At 41.2% G+C, this 17506-nt stretch carries 14 protein-coding genes; 11 read left to right on the top strand and 3 right to left on the bottom strand.

Annotation, left to right across the window (positions count from 1 at the left end; genetic code table 11):
• The first annotated feature begins 61 nt into the window (after positions 1-61).
• The 3 genes from HWQ58_RS17470 (at position 62) to HWQ58_RS17460 (ending at position 4129) form a co-directional block, all read left to right on the top strand.
• Positions 62-2350: a CHAT domain-containing tetratricopeptide repeat protein gene (locus HWQ58_RS17470; RefSeq protein WP_292865056.1), complete on the top strand. Its 2289-nt coding sequence runs from the start codon at positions 62-64 to the stop codon at positions 2348-2350.
• An 82-nt stretch (positions 2351-2432) separates the two neighbouring features.
• A complete protein-coding gene (locus tag HWQ58_RS17465; protein WP_292865038.1) occupies positions 2433-2825 on the top strand; it encodes a hypothetical protein in 393 nt (130 codons plus the stop codon).
• Between the two features lie 65 nt (positions 2826-2890).
• Positions 2891-4129, top strand: coding sequence for a hypothetical protein (locus HWQ58_RS17460; protein ID WP_292865035.1), 1239 nt, complete (start codon positions 2891-2893; stop codon positions 4127-4129).
• Between the two features lie 230 nt (positions 4130-4359).
• On the opposite strand, the gene HWQ58_RS17455 is transcribed toward HWQ58_RS17460, so the two are convergent.
• Entirely contained in the window at positions 4360-6561 is a 2202-nt protein-coding gene (locus HWQ58_RS17455) for a PAS domain S-box protein (RefSeq protein ID WP_292865033.1), read from the bottom strand.
• 825 nt (positions 6562-7386) lie between these two features.
• Between HWQ58_RS17455 and HWQ58_RS17450 the strand changes: the two genes are divergently transcribed.
• The 7 genes from HWQ58_RS17450 (at position 7387) to HWQ58_RS17420 (ending at position 14592) form a co-directional block, all read left to right on the top strand.
• Positions 7387-8163: a DUF4198 domain-containing protein gene (locus tag HWQ58_RS17450; protein WP_292865031.1), complete on the top strand. Its 777-nt coding sequence runs from the start codon at positions 7387-7389 to the stop codon at positions 8161-8163.
• Between the two features lie 774 nt (positions 8164-8937).
• A complete protein-coding gene (locus HWQ58_RS17445; protein ID WP_292865029.1) occupies positions 8938-10281 on the top strand; it encodes an adenylosuccinate synthase in 1344 nt (447 codons plus the stop codon).
• A 98-nt stretch (positions 10282-10379) separates the two neighbouring features.
• A complete protein-coding gene (locus HWQ58_RS17440) occupies positions 10380-10997 on the top strand; it encodes a 50S ribosomal protein L25/general stress protein Ctc (protein ID WP_292865026.1) in 618 nt (205 codons plus the stop codon).
• A 74-nt stretch (positions 10998-11071) separates the two neighbouring features.
• Positions 11072-12601, top strand: a complete 1530-nt coding sequence (locus HWQ58_RS17435; protein ID WP_292865023.1) for an AAA family ATPase — start codon at positions 11072-11074, stop codon at positions 12599-12601.
• A gap of 141 nt (positions 12602-12742) precedes the next feature.
• A complete protein-coding gene (locus HWQ58_RS17430; RefSeq protein WP_292865020.1) occupies positions 12743-13249 on the top strand; it encodes a hypothetical protein in 507 nt (168 codons plus the stop codon).
• A gap of 207 nt (positions 13250-13456) precedes the next feature.
• Entirely contained in the window at positions 13457-14248 is a 792-nt protein-coding gene (locus tag HWQ58_RS17425; RefSeq protein WP_292865018.1) for a YdcF family protein, read from the top strand.
• A 122-nt stretch (positions 14249-14370) separates the two neighbouring features.
• On the top strand, positions 14371-14592 hold the full coding sequence (locus tag HWQ58_RS17420) for a hypothetical protein (RefSeq protein ID WP_292865015.1): 222 nt from the start codon (positions 14371-14373) through the stop codon (positions 14590-14592).
• Between the two features lie 5 nt (positions 14593-14597).
• Here the strand turns inward: HWQ58_RS17420 and HWQ58_RS17415 are convergent, their stop codons facing one another.
• Positions 14598-14819, bottom strand: coding sequence for a ferredoxin-thioredoxin reductase variable chain (locus HWQ58_RS17415; RefSeq protein WP_292865053.1), 222 nt, complete (start codon positions 14817-14819; stop codon positions 14598-14600).
• Between the two features lie 711 nt (positions 14820-15530).
• Here HWQ58_RS17415 and HWQ58_RS17410 point away from each other — a divergent pair.
• Positions 15531-15932, top strand: coding sequence for a transposase (locus HWQ58_RS17410; protein WP_366838139.1), 402 nt, complete (start codon positions 15531-15533; stop codon positions 15930-15932).
• A gap of 40 nt (positions 15933-15972) precedes the next feature.
• On the opposite strand, the gene murD is transcribed toward HWQ58_RS17410, so the two are convergent.
• A complete protein-coding gene (gene murD / locus HWQ58_RS17405; RefSeq protein ID WP_292865012.1) occupies positions 15973-17454 on the bottom strand; it encodes a UDP-N-acetylmuramoyl-L-alanine--D-glutamate ligase in 1482 nt (493 codons plus the stop codon).
• Positions 17455-17506 lie beyond the last annotated feature (52 nt).

The raw sequence follows: 17506 nt of genomic DNA, 5'->3' as shown, positions 1-17506 counted from the left end.
AACTTCTCGCTGTGCTTGAGTCTCAAGCTCTTAAATACTAATTAGATAGTCAGGGTATGCGCTGGGGTTTTTGGAACGCTACGAAGAAGCTGTTGCATCTTTCGACAAAGCCATTGAATTTAAACCAGACTTCGATTTAGCTTGGAACAACCGGGGGTATGCGCTGGGGTTTTTGGAACGCTACGAAGAAGCTGTTGCATCTTTCGACAAAGCCATTGAATTTAAACCAGACTTCGATTTAGCTTGGAACAACCGGGGGTATGCGCTGGGGTTTTTGGAACGCTACGAAGAAGCTGTTGCATCTTTCGACAAAGCCATTGAATTTAAACCAGACGACGATTGGGCTTGGAACAACCGGGGGTATGCGCTGGGGTTTTTGGAACGCTACGAAGAAGCTGTTGCATCTTTCGACAAAGCCATTGAATTTAAACCAGATAAGCATGAAGCTTTGGTTAACAAAGGAAATGTACTTGTTAAGTTAAAGCGAGATGGAGATGCCATTGAATTTTATAATCGCGCTCTTAACTGTATAGATCCTCAGTGGTGGGAAGCTTGGAATAAGAATCAGGGTTTAGCAAACATATCTGCTCTAAAGAAGGAAGCTGCTGTAAAAACTTCGGTATATATACCAACACCTGATGAGCAAGGAAGTAGCAGCAAATTCCATTCTGAAAAATTGAAACAGTTGCAATATTACATGATGCAACAACCAAGTCTTTTCTCAGATTTATCTCAAGCAAAAAAAAGCTATGAAGAAGCCCTTGAGTTTCTGACATTTGATAAGTTTCCGGAGGAACACTTGCAATTCTTGCAAGAATTGCTGAAAGTATATTCATCGGATAACCCTGAAAAATTCCAAGAAAATTTGGAGAAAGGGACTCAGCAGTTAGAAGAATTGAACGAAGAACCCAAATCAGAGCAAGAGAGAATAACCCTAGACAGCAAATTAGCGGCTTTTAATCAAATGCGGGTAGATATCCTTGCACAGTCAAAAGTTCCAGAGAAACACATAGAAGCTTTAGAAAGAGCAGAGATACGCAAGAATATTTGCCTTGCTTGGCTGAAGGAAGGTTCAATTTATCAACCGCCTACCGAGGAGTTTGAGTTTAAACAGACGCAAAAACTACTTAATCCCAAAACTGCGGTAATTTACTGGCATCTCAGCCCCATTGCTATCACTACTTTCATTATCAAACATAATGAACCTCTAAAAATCCTGTCACCACAATTACCAAGCGAATCACAACAGAAAGACTCTCGCCCTTATTTTTATCAGCTTCAGCGTTTTGAACGCTGGATGCAGCGATGGAAAAAGTCTTATGAGGATTACTGTAATGCTCCTTACACAGATAAACAAACGACTCCTTGGCGGAAAAATATGAAATCTATGTTGGAAACTCTTGGTGAAATTCTAGAAATTAAACGCATTGTTCAAGACAATCTCCAAGATGTTGATAACTTGATTCTCATTCCCCACCGGGAATTACACCTATTACCCCTAGATTACCTATTTAACGAGAAAGATTTTATCATTACTTACTTACCAAGTTTTCAGATTGGCTTGCAGTTGTTGGAATCGACATCAAACAGCGAAAATACTGATAGCCCAAAACTTGTGAATATAGAAATGTCTTTAAATAACTTGTTATTTACAGACATTCAATCTGCTGCTCTTTACCACCTATATCCAAGCTATGGTAAATTCCCAAACCAGACTGTAACAAAAACTAACTTGATCGAAGCTTTAGGAGAGTATGAAGGTTACTTTCACTTTACAGGACATGGCTATCACATTTTAGAAAACCCGATAGAATCAGCTTTGGTGTTAGCAGACACAGAGAAATTGACTTTGGGTGACATTTTTGAGTGTCCAGAATTAGACTTACGAAAGTATCAACTCATTTGTCTTTCTGCTTGCGAAACTGGGGTCACCAGCCAGGAATTCAGCAAAGAGAGGATAATCGATGAATATGTTGGTTTAGTAAGTGGATTTCTTGCCAAGGGAGCAAACCACGTTGTTAGTACTCTGTGGAGAGTCGATGAACGTTCCACTGCTTTACTCGTAATTAAATTTTACCAGTTACTCAAGCAAAGACAAACCCCTACCATAGCACTGAGACAAGCAAAAGATTGGCTACGTCAGTCAACCCATCAAGATTTAGCTAAGTGGTATAGAGACTTAGCCAAGGAATTGAATGAACCCCAATCGAAAGCCTCTCTGGAAACAGAAGCGGAAATTATTGAAGATCACATAAAGAAAAAGAAGAAGGAACCTACCGAAGTTCCCTATGCTCATCCTTATTATTCGGCTGGCTTTATTTTAACTGGTAAACCAAGGACAACAGGGTAAAAGGAGCCAGTTCGTTGGAAAGCCAGCGCTTTTTACCTATTTTAGGTGTTAGCTTTATTTTCTTTACCCCCTATTCCATCCTATGCTTAACCAACCACAAACAGTCACCCTCCGCGCCTTTTTAACAGCTTTGGTAGAATTAGATTCTCCTTTACCAACAGCTTTACAGCAGGAAATCAATAAAGTTGGTGAAATGCTTGTAAACACATCTAATAAAGATAATGCTCTTAACCGTCTGATAGAATTGGCTGAAAATGAGTCTCTTAGGGCATCTTACCATAATGCACGAATGAAGATTCAGACGCAATATAAAACTCAAGAACTCAACAGATACGAAGACGAAAGTAAGCAGAAGCAACCTACAACAACACCCGAACATTTCGTTAAGAATATTGCCATACCAATTTTTACTGCTTCTGATTCAAGTACAGAAGCCAAGAAGCACAAGTTAGAAATTATCGCAAAAAAACCTTAATGTCTAAAATAGAGTATCTCACCCTAGACTTATTGATTTATAATCTTACAAAGAACTCGAGCAATATGCAAGAGTACTGGTCAGAGCTTGCAAAACAACTTGTAAAAGAACTTAAAGAAAAGGGATTCTCATCTACACCCGACAACCAAAATCCACAACGCCTTAACTTTAAGGATAAAACTTCATCTTATGAATGTTCTTACCGTCAAGCGAATTTGGGCGATACTAACTGCCTACGCTATAGCTGCTCTTTTAATCAGCAATATGATGTATCTAAGATTGAGGATATCTTAACTAAAATCAAAGATATAGATGTTTTACCAAAAATTGGTAATTTAGCACATGGAAGACTTGCAGACCCTAAATATTTGGAAGAAGAAAGTGGCTATTTGGGGCAAACTTGGATGATATCAGGCTTCACAGTTCCATCTCATAACTCAATTCCTGAAGCAATAGCTCATCAAGCTTACAAAGCCTTAATTCCAGAAGGACACGAATATCAAAATTTAGGAAAATTTCTAGGCGCTACAGTCTATGAAATGTGGCGTGGTAAAAATCGTTGGGACGAAATTGAAAAAGACAGTCATGTGATTGTTATTTTCTATGCTGATCAAGATAAAATTAAGGAAGCCGGTAGTTACTATAATGCATGGATATCCTTGTTTGAATGTAGACATAAAATCCTTTGGGCTTATGAACAAGGACGGGAAATAAAATTAAGGCTATTAAGGGAATATAAAAAGCATAGTTTAGTAGACCCGGAGAATTTAAAAAGTTTATCAGACAAAGGATTGGAAGAGCTAAAAAGCGAATTGCAAAAAAACATTGTGACTGTAAGTAGTTACGTGCGAGATATAAACCACCTGCAAACTCAACAGCACACAGTTGAAGTTAATGAGCGTAACTACGAAAAACAGTGTAAAAAATTTTTTCCAAAAGAGAAATTTTTAGAAGAATTCAGCAAGATAGTCAAAGACAAATATCAAGTACAATTAGAAAAAGACTATCTAGGTCTAAATCCAGGATTAGCAATATTAGAAAACTTGACCGCTACAATTCGCGGGATGGTGGAGATAGAGCAAGCACAGCGCGATCGCAATATCGAGACTAATATTGCTATTGCAAGTATTGGGCTAGCAACAAGCCAGATTGCATCCTCTGTCATTATCGCTCAACAACCCCCATGTCCCGATATTCCTTTCTACCAAACACAAGCTTTTTGGTACAGTATTGGCACAGGTGCGATCGCCAGCCTTGTTTTCTGGATTATTCTAACCAAAATCCTACCCCGGCTTCGTCCTTAAATTCAGCCGCCCATTTGCAAGTTTGATAAAACTTCCACGGCTACTCCGTTCAACCCGACACGGAATAATATTATCTATCCCTACTAATATTGCAAGTTGTTCATTAACTGGTCGGCGGATGATGGTTTCCAAGTTATCATCCTGGCTCTTAACTGGGGGAAAAAGGGTTTTCCGGTTTCTGCATAGATTACGGGAATTATAACTAATTAACCGGACATGATATAAGTTGTTTAGCCATCTTTTATAAATGATTCCAATTGTTGAGACAGCGAATGTGTGTCTTTGAATGTAGAGGCAGGCAAGTAGACTGTAAATTGAGTACCTCTGCCTACTTGACTGTAAACATTGACAAAACCACCGTGATTCTTAATGATACCCAACGCCGTAGAAAGTCCTAAACCTGTACCTTTGCCTACGTCTTTGGTCGTAAAAAATGGTTCAAAAATCCGTTGCTGGACTTCTGACGACATCCCCATACCAGTATCCGTCACCACGATCGCAATATAAGAACCAACTTTCGCATCAATATTTATCTGGGCAGAATGTTCGCCAATCACCAGATTTTCCGCCGCAATCCTAAGAATACCGCCATTGGGCATAGCATCGCGGGCGTTGATTACTAAGTTTATCAATACCTGATGTAGTTGAGTTATGTCTGCACGAACGTACCAGAGATTTTTAGGGATATCTATCTGGCAAATAATGGATTTAGGGAATGTTTGAGCGATAATTTGCTCAATCTCTGCCATCAAAGGCTGAATTTGCACAATTGTCCGTTTATCTTCAATACCCCGTGCAAAAGATAACACTTGTTTAAGCAAATTAGCGCCGCGTTTGACATTATTTTCTAAAGTTTGCAGTATTTGCTGACTTTGCGAATCGGGCAATTTCTTCTGCAACAGTTGAACTGACATTAAAATTGGCGATAGTATGTTGTTGAGGTCGTGAGCGATACCGCCAGCTAGAGTACCGATACTCTCTAAACGTTGCGATCGCAGAAGTTGAGCTTCTAGTTGTTTCTGCTGCGTAATCTCAGTGTTCACACTCAAAATGGATTTGGGTTGTCCATGATCATCTCGGATCAGTGTCCACCGACTTTCAACGATAATTACTTTGCCTTCCCTTGTCAGTTGATGCAATTCACCCCGCCACTCACCCGTATTCATCACCCTCAAGTAAGCATCTTCTAGCTGTGGTGAAATCTCTTTATATAAAAGTTGTAAAACATTTTTACCCACAACTTCCTCAGCCTTCCAGCCGTATAGACGTTCAGCACCTTTATTCCAAAATAAGATTTGGTTGTGGATATTTCGCACCAGAATCGCATCAGTTGATACATCCAACAGCGCTGCTTGTTCGCGGATTTTCTGTTCTGCCTGTTTTTGCTGGGTTATATCTCGCGTCAGTGCCAAATGCATGAACGTGTCATCAGATTCGTTACGTAATGGTACGGCATGAGTTTCCAGGTAGCGGCGAGTGCCTTTAAATCCCACGATTTCAAGCTTCAAAGTCCCCTTACTACCTTGACAGACATTTTTATGCAAGTCGGCAAAGGCTACTTTATACTCTGGCACAATTACGGCATCAACTGGTTTACCAATCAAGATATCAGCACTTTCCACTTCCATCATTGCCAACCCTTCTGCATTAATTTCTAAAAGGGTGCTATCTCTAGCAATTAACTGGATGCATTCTGGTTCTGCATCTATTATGGCTCGTAAACGATTTTCGCTTTGGCGTAGGGCCAGTTCTGTCTGCTGAAGTTGCCTGATATAACGCCACAACAAATCATACAGCAGCGCCACCAGCACCAAATCCACAATTGCAGCGATAAAAAATGTCACTATCGCTTTTTGGGAATTTGCTTGTGACTGCTGCATTCCCTGCTGTAATAAATTTTGCTCTGCCTTCAAAGAGTCGTTAATCAGTTGTTGAATCTCTTTGCCGATTTGCTTGTCATTATCAGATAATATTTGCTTCCGAGCTGCTTCTAATCCCTGGTTTGTTCTGAGGTAAATTTCTTGTTGCAGAATGTTAAGTCTGTTGGTAATTTTCGGCTCCAGAAAACCAATCCACTGCTGCTTTTGATGGTTCTTGGCAGTTAAATTTTTGAGAATCTGAATATTGCTATTAGTTTGTTGATAAGCTGCAAGATAAGTCTGTAAATCATCTGCATCTGCTGTAATTAAATAACTACGTTGTGCAGCTTCAGTATCTTTGAGTGTAAATTGAATACTTTCAATTTGGGTAATAACTTTGTAGGAGTCTGTTAGCCATTGCTGGTTGTGAATCAGCTTCACAGTATTGCTATATGAGACTACAGCATTAGTAAATACAACTGCCAATGCTAGGACGAATATTGCTTTTAGCTTTTGAACTCGATACCATTTTTTGCTCATGCGATCGCCTTTTCTGCCGCAGATGCCCTCCATCAGTTAAGATTAAAGATTAAAAACAAATACTGAGAATATTTTAAGGATTTTGATAACACGGGTAGCAAAATACGATCTTTTATAGTTGTAAATCTCTGGATTTTTAGGGATGATGATTTATACATGATACTCACAAATAAATCCGTTCATTTTTAATATAAATTCATTTTTAGCTGTAGTGTTGCCAATACAGTTCGGATCGGATAATTTGCCTATCTATAATATTTGCAGAGACGTTGCAATGCAACATATTTCGTTGAGAATTTTAATTAACCGCAAAATCACAGGGATTTCCTGATTGGTATTAATTCCCCAGTCACGTCGCTTCTCTACGAGACGCTGCGCGTAGCTTGCTTCCCCAAAGGGGTACGCTCCGAATTCACGCATTCACGCATTCACGCATTCAATAATTTTTAATCCCCATAAATAAATTCAGGGGCAAGTAAACGGACGTAGTATTTCTTGCACTGTGTGTCTCAAAATACATTTTTTTACTTCTCCATAAATAAATTTAGGGGCTTGTATACGAAAGCGTTTTCGGTCAGGCAGGCAAAGGTGGGTCAATTATCAGCTACCCAGTATCTCCTGGTTTTGCAGCCCGGTTATTCACGATAGCCACGATAGCACAGATTAGCATTTTCCCTGTTCGTGCAACAAGGCTATTTATTGTAAAAAAATATTGGATCACTGTTAACAATAGATGCTTTTTGAAAAATCAATATTTATTATTTAAAATTATTTTTAATAAATATCCCTGGGAGGAGGATTGTTATACATCAAATATTATGCTTTTAATTACTTATTACCTGATTTAGGACAATTTAGATGTTTACCAAAATTTGGAAACAATTTCTATTAGCGGTGGCAGTTTTACCTTTAATTATTCAGCCCGCCTCAGCACACGTTATCTGGTTTGACTACAAAAGCGGAGAATATAATCTCTTATTTGGTCATCCAGAAGATGGCCCAGAACCTTACCAAACATCTAAATTTAAGCAAGCTACTGCTTATGATGCTATCAGGGAGGAAGTTCCATTTAATATTAACCAGAAAGAAGATGGATTATCTCTCACTCCTAATAGTGAAATTGCAGCATTAACTGGATTTTTTGATAATGGCTATTATGCTAGAATATCCGACAATGAATATCGCAGTATTTCCGAGCAGGAAATTGGGCAATATCAAGACGTAGGCCATTACCTGAAATATACAAAAGCTCTTTATGATTGGTCTGAGACTCTGGCTAAACCATTCAATTTACCATTAGAAATCGTATCCTTGCAGAATCCTCTTGCAGTCAAAGCAGGAGATAACTTAAAAGTTCAAGTTCTTTACGAAGGAAAACAAATTCCAGATGTTACAGTAGAATACTTGGGTAAAAAAATAACCGGAGATCAAGACGGTATCTTCTCCATTCCCATTGGTGAGGGAGGATTACAACAAGTTGAAGCTAGTTATACGGTTGAGTCGGCTACAAACCTTAAACTTTCTTACGAAACTAGTTTGACAGCACAAAAAATTTCTGTTCCCGAACCATCAGCATTAATTGCTCTCGGCGTAGTGGGATTACTAAGATTACGCAAAAAAAAGTTTTTAATTTGAATTTAGTGGAAAAAGTCAGATTTTGGATAGGCTGCTCCATCACTTACATCTCACTCAAATACAGGTAAGCAAGAGTATGCTGCCCAATTCATCCTAACCCTCTTGTGTTCGATCTTACTGCTAGTGAACCACCACAAGGCAATAATGAAAAAATTCAGTTTTATTGAAGCGTTAATTTGTGTTGGTTATCACAATCGTTCTTTAGAGAGCATTCAAACTTTTGAAAGATTTTTGTCAGCGAGGTGAACGCTAGGATTGCAAATAATAGGTTTAATATTATTTTCTGACTTTTTAACCCCCGACCGATTGGGGGATTTTTGTTAGTAGGTAATCAGGTGTTCCCCTAGCAAATGAACCTCAAGGTTAATGCAACATCATCAGTTGGATGCTTGTTAAGCATTGGTTATCATTAGTGACCAAAGTGCAATTGTAATGGTGAGTGCATGGGCAACTGCAAATTCAAGAGAGATTTACTTTTTTTATATACCCAATCAATGATTTGTTTTAATATAAAAAATTATATATTTGAAGAAAACCTAATTCATATTTTCAGAAAATCTCCGATTTATTTGGTTTATAACCTCATCAATTTTTACAGTTATTTATTTAGATAATTTGGGAATCCTTTTTAGTTTTTATTAGTAAATAACATGCGTTTGCCCTGCTCATCCCCCAATCTACAGATGTGCGCCCCTACTGCAATAAGCTTGACATGATTCAAGCGATATGTTAATAATTATAGGTTGTGGAAACTTTACTTCTTAATATAAGCTCTTGGCTAACGTCATTGTCATAGGTGCCCAATGGGGCGATGAAGGAAAAGGTAAAATAACTGACTTACTCAGCCGTTCTGCAGATGTTGTGGTGCGTTACCAAGGGGGTGTTAATGCTGGACACACGATTGTAGTTAAAGGTCAGACCTTTAAACTGCACTTGATTCCCTCTGGGATTTTGTATCCAAATACCGATTGCATTATCGGTTGTGGAACAGTGATCGATCCACAGATTTTGATCGCAGAACTCGACCAACTAAAAGAGTTAAATATTTCCACTGACCACCTGCTGATATCTGAGACAGCCCACGTAACGATGCCTTATCATCGATTGATTGACCAGGCATCGGAAGAACGACGGGGAAGCTATAAGATCGGCACAACAGGTCGGGGCATTGGGCCGACTTATGCTGACAAATCTGAACGTACAGGCATTCGGGTTTTAGACTTGATGAACCCGGATGGGCTACGTGAGCAGCTAGAGTGGACGATTAATTATAAAAACGTCATTTTAGAAAAGCTTTACAACTTGCCGCCTCTAGATCCACAAGAGGTGATTGAGCAGTATTTGGGGTATGCAGAACGCTTGCGACCTTACGTTGTTGATACATCGTTGAAAATATCCGATGCAATTCAGCGACGGCGCAATATTTTGTTTGAAGGCGCACAAGGTACGCTCCTAGACTTAGATCATGGAACTTATCCTTATGTCACCTCCTCTAACCCGGTGGCGGGTGGGGCTTGCGTTGGAACTGGGGTAGGGCCGACAATGATTGACCGGGTAATTGGGGTGTCGAAAGCCTATACAACCCGTGTAGGAGAGGGGCCATTTCCCACTGAATTGGATGGCGAGTTGGGAGAATTGTTGTGCGATCGCGGTGCGGAATTTGGCACAACCACCGGACGCAAACGGCGCTGTGGCTGGTTTGATGCCGTCATCGGTCGCTATGCCGTGCGGATTAATGGCATGGATTGTATGGCGCTGACCAAACTGGATGTTCTTGATGAATTAGAAGAAATTAAAGTTTGTGTTGCATACAACATAGATGGTCAACGCAGCGAACACTTCCCCACAAGTTCTCGTCAATTTGCTAGGTGTCGCCCCATCTACAAAACCTTACCAGGCTGGAAAGTGTCAACAACTCACTGCCGCACCCTAGAAGACTTGCCACAAGCAGCATTGGATTATCTCAAATTCTTAGCCGAATTGATGGAAGTTCCGATCGCGATCGTCTCACTAGGAGCCAGCCGCGATCAAACCATAATCGTAGAAGACCCCATCCACGGACCCAAACGCGCTTTATTGCACCCCGACGGCACAGCTGCGACCCTGCTTAGTGCGTAAATTTAGTCATTAGTCATTTGTTATTGGTCATTAGCAAATGACAAATGACAAAGGACAAAGGACAAAGGACAACTGACAAATGACAAAGGACAACTTTTATGGCTATTACAGTCGAATCTCAAAAACGTCCAGAAGGCAGCAAGCCAAGAGCTTTGCGCCGTGCTGGACTGATACCTGCCAATTTGTATGGTCATAAGGGTACAGAATCCATTTCTTTGACCATTGATGCTAAAACTGTTGAGCGTTTGCTCAAAAGAGCTTCCGTCAACAACACCTTGATTGAGTTGAATATTGCTGATGCACCTTGGCGCGGTAAAACCTTGCTGCGGGAACTTCAGATTCATCCAGCTAAAGGTACGCCTTATCACCTCAGCTTTTTCGCAGTTGCTGGCCACGGCGACACCACTGTAGAAGTACCACTGCGTTTTATGGGAACTGCTGTTGGAGTTAAACAAGAAGGTGGTTTTTTAGACACTGTTATTACTGAATTGCAAGTGAGCTGTGCGCCAGAAAACATCCCGGAAATAATTGAAATTGATGTCTCTAACCTGCAAATTGGAGACAGCTTGCGTATTTACGAGCTAGTCTTGCCTCAAGGTGTCACAGTTCTTGGTGATACAGAGCGAGTCGTAGTTAGCGTCTCGCAGCCGCAAATCAGCGCTGCTGCTGAGGATGAAGCTGAGTTAGAGAGTGAAACAACCTCTGAAGCTACGTAAGTGTGTAATAATTTTTGATGATAGCCAGGGGGAAACTCCTGGTTTTTTTGTATTTGAACCCGCAGAACAAAGAGATGACAGAACTAACTCTTCCAGCTTTTATTGAGCAAATGTTGCAACCTGGATTTTATCCCCATGCAGTAACAGAACCTATTCAACTAATTCAAACCCACATTTCTTATGTACTGCTGACTGGAGATTACGCCTATAAACTAAAAAAACCGATGAATTTTGGTTTTTTAGACTTTTCCACCTTAGAGAAGCGGCAACATTTTTCTCAGGAAGAGTTGCGGTTGAATCAACGGGGAGCAGGTGAACTGTATTTAGAAGTGTTACCTATAACTTTGGTAGGGGAACAATACCATTTAGGAGGAACTGACGAGGCTGTAGAATATGTGCTGAAGATGCGCCAGTTTCCTCAAGAGTCGCTATTAAGTACACTTTTTGAACAGGGTAAGTTAAATGAGACACGCCTAGATGAGTTGGGACGGGTGGTGGCTCAATATCATGCCGAAGCACAGACGAATGATTACATTCGCACTTTTGGTGAAGTGCCAAATGTTCGGGCCGCCTTTGATGAGAATTATCAGCAAACTGAAAAGTATATTGGTGGCCCCCAGACTCAGGCGCAATTTACAGAAACAAAGCAATATACAGATAACTTTTTTGCCGAACGTCCAGAATTATTTACCAGCAGAATTCACAACAATTATATTCGTGAATGTCACGGAGACTTACACCTGAGAAATATTGCTTTATGGCACGATAAAATCTTGTTGTTTGATTGCATTGAATTTAATGAGCCGTTTCGCTTTGTCGATGTGATGTACGATGTGGCATTTACAGTAATGGATTTGGAAGCCCGTCAGCGTAAAGACTTGGGTAATGCGTTTTTGAATGCCTATATAGAGCAAACTGGAGATTGGGAAGGCTTACAGGTGCTGCCTTTGTATTTAAGTCGTCAGGCTTATGTCCGGGCAAAGGTGACATCATTTTTGCTAGACGATCCGAGTGTACCCGCGACGGTGAAGGAAGAAGCGACAAAAACGGCTGCTGACTATTACAAACAGGCTTGGGAATACACTAAACCAAACCTGGGACAACTAATTTTGATGTCGGGGTTGTCGGGTTCTGGCAAAAGTACCACAGCAAGGTCTTTAGCCCGTCAACAAGGAGCGATTCACCTGCGTTCTGATGCGGTGCGGAAGCATTTAGGGGGAATTCCTTTGTGGGAAAAGGGTGGCGATGATTTGTATACACCTGAGATGACCGAGAAAACTTACACACGCCTGTTGGAATTGGGAATTATCCTGGCTAAACAAGGTTTCTCGGTAATTTTAGATGCTAAGTATGATAAACAACAATTACGGCAAGAAGCGATCGCACAAGCTACAAAGCATCAACTTCCCCTTCAGATTATCCAATGCACAGCACCGCTGGAAGTTCTAAAAGAGCGTTTGAACAATCGCACTGGTGATATTGCTGATGCCACCGCCGATTTATTAGCCTCACAAATCAAACAAGCTGAACCTTTCACAGAAGAGGAACAACCTTATGTAAAGATTTGGGATACAACTCAACCACAACAGGCACAATTAAAATAATTCGTAATTCTTAATGACGCTCGTTCGCCCTTGGCGTCTCCCCGCAGGAGTTGACTCGCTACCGCTGCGCTAACGTAATTCGTAATTGAATTGAAAATTACGAATTACAAATTAGTAATTGGTTAATAACTTTTTTCTTCTATGGCAGACAAAAAGAACGACTTATTCAGTATTTCTCCCAGCTTCTTTTCTCAACTATTATTTGGGGCATTTTTAACATTTATATTAATAATGACCGGCTCCGCACCAGCCCTGAGCATCTTCTTAGGAATCATGGGCGGTTTCATCTTAAGCTGGATCACAAATGTAACCGATAATAGCCCCCAAGCTCCAGCTGTCGCCTCATCTGATGGCGTTGATGCCGGACTGAAATACTGGTTATTTTTCATGCTGGGCTTTGTATATTTGGGCTATCCAGCACCCATGAGTATCTTGCTAGGTGGATTAGGCGCTTTAGCTGGAGGTTGGATTACTGCTTGGTGGGGAAGTAAGGAAGAAACTAGAACTCAATTGCAAGTTGAAGAGTCAGAAGAGGTTGAAGTTGAACCAACGAATGAAAGGATCAACAAACGGCAAATCAGAAGGGTCGGTCGCCGTTACCGTCGCGCTCCTGGAAGTAGTTTCAATTTCAAGTTTTGGGAAAAGTAATAATTTGGGCATTGGGCATTGGGCGTTAGGAGTGCTGAGTGCTGAGTGCTGAGTGCTGAGTTAGGAGTTAAGAGTTAGGAGTTAAGAGTTAGGAGTTTTGTTTATCTCCTTGTCCCCTTGTCCCCTTGTCTCCCTTTTCTCCTCATCTTCCCCTCATCTCCCTCATCTCCCTCATCTCCCTCATCTCCCCACTCCCCACTCCCCACTATGTTTTTATATCTCTCTAAATTACTGCCACTATTTTTTTATCCACTAGGATTAGCGTGTGTAAGCTTAGTAGTAGCATTAGTGACTTTGTGGAAACGACCAAGGACTGCGGCGATCGCAATTGCTTTTTCCCTAACTTTATTGCTATTTTGTAGCAATGCTTGGATCGCTAAATCGTTAGTGCGATCGCTAGAATGGCAAAATCTTCCACCTGCTCAAATACCTAATGCAGAAGCGATTGTGGTTTTGGGTGGCGCAACAAAATCAGCTTTTCCCCCAAGACCTACTGTCGATTTAAGTGAAGCAGGCGATCGCATCATCTACGCCGCACAACTGTATCGCCAGAAAAAAGCGCCTATAATCATTCTGAGCGGCGGCCGCATTGATTGGCGTGGAAGTGGTTCTCCAGAATCGGCAGATATGGCAACAATACTCACATCTATTGGTATTCCATCTGAGGCGATTGTCCAAGAACCTGACTCTTTCAATACTTATCAAAATGCTGTAAATGTCCGCAAAATCTTGTTATCTCGTGGCATTCGTCAGGTATTATTAGTAACTTCGGCAATGCATATACCGCGATCGCTTCAGATTTTCCAGCGTCAAGGAATCAATGCTATTCCTGCACCCACTGACTTTTTAGTTAGTGAGGGTGAGTTGCAAGAACTCGGTAGTACTCCCAAAGCCGCTATACTAAATTTATTACCTGATACCGACAATTTACACCAATTTACCACCGCTCTAAAAGAGTATATTGGTTCTTTAGTTTATCGCTTACGCGGTTGGCTTTAATTAAAGTTAGGAGTTGTTAGAAAGTTATGAGTTATGAATTATGAGTTATTAATTAGGAAATGCGGTAATTAGCTGAATTCAAAACAGACGCGATTAATCGCGTCTCTACTACTCTTAATTTTATGTCAAAAAATTTACCTTATATTATGCCAGCTGCTCAACCCCAAGTTGAGGAAGCTTTTGCCTCTTACCAAACAACCCATCAGTTTTACCACGAAGTTCAGTCACGGTCAGAGTTTCAGCGTTATTGTGATTGGTATTATACCACCGCAGAACAAAACCGCCAAGACCTTAAAAAAATGCGCGGCGAACTGAATATTTTTCAGTGGTTTCGCCGCCGATAAGCAATTTAGATGATTTCTAACTCATTTTCACGTAAATGGGCTTTAAACTTTTTACTAAACTGGACTAAAATCGGCAGATTAGCGCTTACTGGTCTGTCTCGCCATTGGGTGGTAATAGCTACTACATCGCCTTCTGTGCCTTTTATGTCAAAAGGCTGACTCCGATGTTCAGGATGATGATACACCACTACTGAATCTTTAACGCGGACGCGATCGCCAACTTTCATAACAACATTTACACCTAGCATTTTCTTTTCCACAAGTATTTGCTACAAAATATATGATTAAATCCCTTAGAATTTGATTTAATCAGCTATTTCTTGACGCTTCATCGGGGTGCAACGGCTTAACCCTCTGCGTCCAGGCACGTCTTAGCAATCCGTGCGTACTTTTTTAAGTTTTATTGCCGCGTTAATAAGTATCGCCTATAGCCTTCCTCTTTAACCCCAAAATAGGGAAATGAAAGAAAATCAGGCGATATCGGATGTGCTTAGTACTTTGACAAGATATCCAACCCTTTTATCTTGACTCTAGGATGTTCCCCAGGTCAACTCTCTCACAAATTTTTGCGTATGGCAGATGCTTTGTGATTGCGATCGCGCAAATTAGCGGAGCGTTTCCGAATTGCTCCGAGTTTTGTACATGAACTATTTAAACAATACAAACTTTCAGGTACGCTAGAACCCAAAAGTCATGGAGGTGGTCTAGCAGGTTCTGATACAAATCTGCTGCTAGTCTCCAAGTTGGCTTTCGCAAATATCATCAAATGACTATTAGCCACAATCGATACAGGTGGAATATAGACCAATACGCTTGGGTTAAGAAAAATCGTAGGTTGGGTTAAGCAAAGCGCAACCCAACAAAGCCCCGGAAATGTTGGGTTTCGTTCCTCAACCCAACCTACACACTACACACTTTAAGGCTTTTGGCCTAAGGCTATTAAGCGTGTACGTTTAGTTCGTAAATCTGATGGATATTACTGTCAGTTTGTATTTGATATTGAGATTAAACCTGAACAAAGAACAGGTAATGGTGAAATTGGCTTGGATGTCGGACTTAAGTTTTTCTATTCTGATTACAACGGACATCATGAAGAAAATCCCCGGTTTCTTCGTAAAGCAGAAAAAGCTATTAAAAACGCTCAACGACAAATTTACAAAAAAGAGAAAGGAAAGAATCAGCGACGCAAAGCAATCCAGAGATATGCTCGAAAACATTTAAGAGTAAGTAGGCAACGCAATGAGCATTCTAAGAGACTAGGACGCTGCGTATACAAAGCTAACTCAATAGTAGCCTATGAAGATTTATTTGTAGTCAGGACTTTAGTGCTGAGAAAATAAGGACTAAAGTCCTGACTACGAACTTGTTGACAAACAATGCTTATCGACTTTGTACTATGGACTCTTGAATAGAGTTTTCAAATGGAAGGTCTACTCTGGCAGGTTTCCAGCCTCCCGCCCAAGCAAGGCACAGATGACGGAAACGATCGCCCCGCACCTCAAAATTCGGGTACTGGTCGAAACTCGCACAAGCCGGAGATAGCAACACCACACGCGCTTGATACTGCTTGGCTAATTCTGCCGACTTGGGAACTGCCCTTTCCATAGTTTTCACAATATGGTAGTTATCATACCCTACCTCTTGCAGACGTTTGGCAAATGCGGGTGCAGCAGAGCCAATCAATAACACAGCAGCAGCTTTGGTTTGAATTTGTGCTAGCCAGCCATTATCATCACCTGCTTTGGCTTCTCCACCAGCAATTAAAATCGTTGGACTGTTAACGGATGCTAAACCAACTTCAGCAGCATCATAGTTGGTGGCTTTGCTGTCGTTAATGAAATCAATACCTTCCCATGTGCAGATATGCTCTAAACGATGGGCAACGCCAGGAAATTCCCGAATTGCACGCGCGATCGCATCACGATTAATTCCCGCTAATCTTGCTGTTGCTACTGCCATCAAAAGATTTTGCTGGTTATGTTCTCCCACCATTCGCAAACTAGATACTTTCACAATCGGTTCTGGTGCAGAGGTTGCAGTCAATTTTTCCACAACCCAACCGTCTTCTATGTAAAAGCCTTTTTCGCTAATCAGAAAATCTTTTCCTCTGACACTTGTCCAATAGGCATCAGGCCAAGCACTTAAACCTAGCTGGCTCAAGTAGGCATCATCACCATTGAACACTTGCAACTCGGACTGGCGTAATAACTTGGCTTTGATGTTGTAATAGTTCTCTAAAGTCTGATGGCGACTGAGGTGATCCGGTGTGAAAGTCGTCCAAACTCCGATCCGGGGAGCAAGAGAACTCGAAGATTCTATTTGATAGCTGCTAACTTCCGCAATCACCCAATCAATCGAGGAGTTATCAAACTTTTCCCCTGCTCCCTGCTCCCTGCTCCCTGCTCCCTGAGATAGGGCAACTTCACAAGCGGCGTAGCCAATGTTACCGCAGGCGGGTGCATATAATTCTGCTGCTTGGAAAATGGCAGCAATTAAAGCTGTAGTAGTAGTTTTGCCGTTAGTGCCGGTAATTCCTACCCAAGGTAGCGATTGCAAATTTCGCCAAGCGAGTTCTATTTCCCCAATGGTTTCAATACCTAATTGGCGTGCCTTAATTAATACGGGAATATCCCAAGGCACGCCAGGACTAACGACTATTAATTGGGGTAAATTAGCACGATTCAATTCTAGGGATTGTCCTAGTTTAACGGTTATTTGCTCGGCAGCGAGTTCTTGTTGTTGTTCTAGGAGGGTTTTGGAGGTGTTGCCATCGCTCAGCTCTACCTCCCAACCTTCCCTTTTCAACAATCTCGCCGCTGCAACACCGGACTTTCCCAATCCAATAACAGTAGCTTTGGACATAGATTGCAGCAGAGTGTCCCTGGTTAAGCACTCCCTATACTAGCGTTTCTTG

The sequence above is a fragment of the Nostoc sp. LPT genome (assembly GCF_017115165.1).
Taxonomy (GTDB): domain Bacteria; phylum Cyanobacteriota; class Cyanobacteriia; order Cyanobacteriales; family Nostocaceae; genus Nostoc.
The sequence above is the reverse complement of the archived record's forward strand: the minus strand, read 5'-3'. Positions and strand labels throughout refer to the sequence as shown.

Bases quoted from the DNA above. Each gene is read 5' to 3' on its own strand.
- HWQ58_RS17465 (WP_292865038.1), top strand. From the start codon at position 2,433: ATGCTTAACCAACCACAAACAGTCACCCTCCGCGCCTTTTTAACAGCT.
- HWQ58_RS17460 (WP_292865035.1), top strand. From the start codon at position 2,891: ATGCAAGAGTACTGGTCAGAGCTTGCAAAACAACTTGTAAAAGAACTT.
- HWQ58_RS17455 (WP_292865033.1), bottom strand. From the start codon at position 6,561: ATGGAGGGCATCTGCGGCAGAAAAGGCGATCGCATGAGCAAAAAATGG.
- HWQ58_RS17450 (WP_292865031.1), top strand. From the start codon at position 7,387: ATGTTTACCAAAATTTGGAAACAATTTCTATTAGCGGTGGCAGTTTTA.
- HWQ58_RS17440 (WP_292865026.1), top strand. From the start codon at position 10,380: ATGGCTATTACAGTCGAATCTCAAAAACGTCCAGAAGGCAGCAAGCCA.
- HWQ58_RS17435 (WP_292865023.1), top strand. From the start codon at position 11,072: ATGACAGAACTAACTCTTCCAGCTTTTATTGAGCAAATGTTGCAACCT.
- HWQ58_RS17430 (WP_292865020.1), top strand. From the start codon at position 12,743: ATGGCAGACAAAAAGAACGACTTATTCAGTATTTCTCCCAGCTTCTTT.
- HWQ58_RS17425 (WP_292865018.1), top strand. From the start codon at position 13,457: ATGTTTTTATATCTCTCTAAATTACTGCCACTATTTTTTTATCCACTA.
- HWQ58_RS17420 (WP_292865015.1), top strand. From the start codon at position 14,371: ATGTCAAAAAATTTACCTTATATTATGCCAGCTGCTCAACCCCAAGTT.
- HWQ58_RS17415 (WP_292865053.1), bottom strand. From the start codon at position 14,819: ATGAAAGTTGGCGATCGCGTCCGCGTTAAAGATTCAGTAGTGGTGTAT.
- murD (WP_292865012.1), bottom strand. From the start codon at position 17,454: ATGTCCAAAGCTACTGTTATTGGATTGGGAAAGTCCGGTGTTGCAGCG.